This window comes from Flavobacterium sp. LMO6 (assembly GCF_009495795.1).
GTDB lineage: Bacteria > Bacteroidota > Bacteroidia > Flavobacteriales > Flavobacteriaceae > Flavobacterium.
The window spans coordinates 1-1541 of sequence record NZ_WIBH01000039.1; the positions used below are offsets into that span (position 1 = coordinate 1).

The window sequence follows — 1541 nt, forward strand, 5'->3', positions numbered from 1 at the left end:
AACACCAAGCCATTACAAATATAACAAAACATTCCATTCAGCAGCGGATTTTCCGTAGGAAAATCCGGAAATAGCCATTGAAGCAAACCGCTGTTAGCGGTAGTACTTATTTTTCAGTTATGTATTTTTTAAACACCTCAAATTCAGTAGGTTGTATTTCGTTTTTGTTTGGATATGAATGTCCAATTAATCCTAGGAATAAAGGAATTGGTTTTTTTATTTTTTGTCCGATTAATTCAGTTTTTAAATCTACTATATTTAGTTTTTGTCTTTCAATATAGATACTAAAGTCTGACCAACCATATTCATAAACAGATTTACATTTTTTGCAAATCCATTTTTCATTTGTGTTTTCATCGTTTAAATTACTCTCAAGAATATCAAAATATTTTTTTGAAGAAGAAATCATTATTTCAGTTTCCCAACATTTAAACGAATCTTTAGTTTTAGAACAATCTATTCCAATTAATTGTTGAAATCTCGGATATGCACATTGACAATTTTCTTCATTGTATTTTTCTAAAGCGATATTTAATAAATCATGTACTTTTCTATAATTAATTTTAAATTCTTCGTTTCGATTAGTTTTTTCTTCTTCTGTCAATTGTTTTTCTTTAGAGATTAAATTTATTATTAATGATTTAATTTTTTCTAGCATTTTTTTTCGTATTACCGCTAACGTTTTGTGGCTTGTGAATGTTGTTTTCTTATGAAAACTATTTTTAATTTGTTTATCGTAAATGTAATTGATTACGGTGATTCCACCAAATAAAACAATATTTACAAACCACTGTTGTGTGCAGGCTTTATTTTTGCTTTAAATTTTCTCGACCTTTAAATACATTACTTATCTCAAAATAATAAGTTTTCTTTTCTCCATTTTCATCAGTAACTTCCATTCTGTCACAAATACCTCCATTGTTATCAATGCTTTGATTATTTAATTCAACTCCAAGCATATCTAAAATAAAATATTCTTCGGAAACTTGTATTACTGACCAACCACTTTCGCAAGATTTTCCGTCACCACTATTTACTATCGATTTTAAAAGTCCGAATTGAATTGTCTTATATTTTTCTGCATTTATTGTGTCTCCAACAATTTTATAGGTTTGTCTTAATATTTTATGAGCTGTCATATTTGTATAATCGATACTCAACATTTTTTTTGTATAAGATATAACACTATCGAATTCAGATTCCGACATCAGCTTATACATAGCTATTGTCAATTCTCTAAATTCGGTGTTTTTTTCTGAAGCAATTTTAAACTGCTCACTTTCAATAAAACTTTCTCTAAATGATTTATAATCAATGTCTATATTTCCGTTTTCAAGAATTTTCACGCTTTTACTATAATTATCATCAAATTCAGGAACTTTTATTTCGGTTTTGGTTTGTCCAAATACAATGGTAAAATTAAAAATAAATATTAATGTTATAAGACAATGTTTAATCATAGTTAAGTTTTTTTGGTCGCTTGCACACAACGTTTCGCGGCTTAAAAATGTGGCGAAAAACCAGCACCAAGCCAACACAAA

At 27.8% G+C, this 1541-nt stretch carries 2 protein-coding genes; both read right to left on the reverse strand.

Translation table 11 applies throughout. The annotated features are described in order from the left end of the window. Positions 1-106: 106 nt before the first annotated feature. The gene (locus GFJ99_RS13225) at positions 107-658 is read right to left on the reverse strand and encodes a hypothetical protein (RefSeq protein WP_153209516.1); all 552 of its coding nucleotides are present in this window, start codon (positions 656-658) and stop codon (positions 107-109) included. A 148-nt stretch (positions 659-806) separates the two neighbouring features. After that, entirely contained in the window at positions 807-1460 is a 654-nt protein-coding gene (locus GFJ99_RS13230; protein ID WP_153209518.1) for a DUF4919 domain-containing protein, read from the reverse strand. Between the last annotated feature and the right edge of the window lie 81 nt (positions 1461-1541).

Bases quoted from the DNA above. Each gene is read 5' to 3' on its own strand.
- GFJ99_RS13225 (WP_153209516.1), bottom strand. From the start codon at position 658: ATGCTAGAAAAAATTAAATCATTAATAATAAATTTAATCTCTAAAGAA.
- GFJ99_RS13230 (WP_153209518.1), bottom strand. From the start codon at position 1,460: ATGATTAAACATTGTCTTATAACATTAATATTTATTTTTAATTTTACC.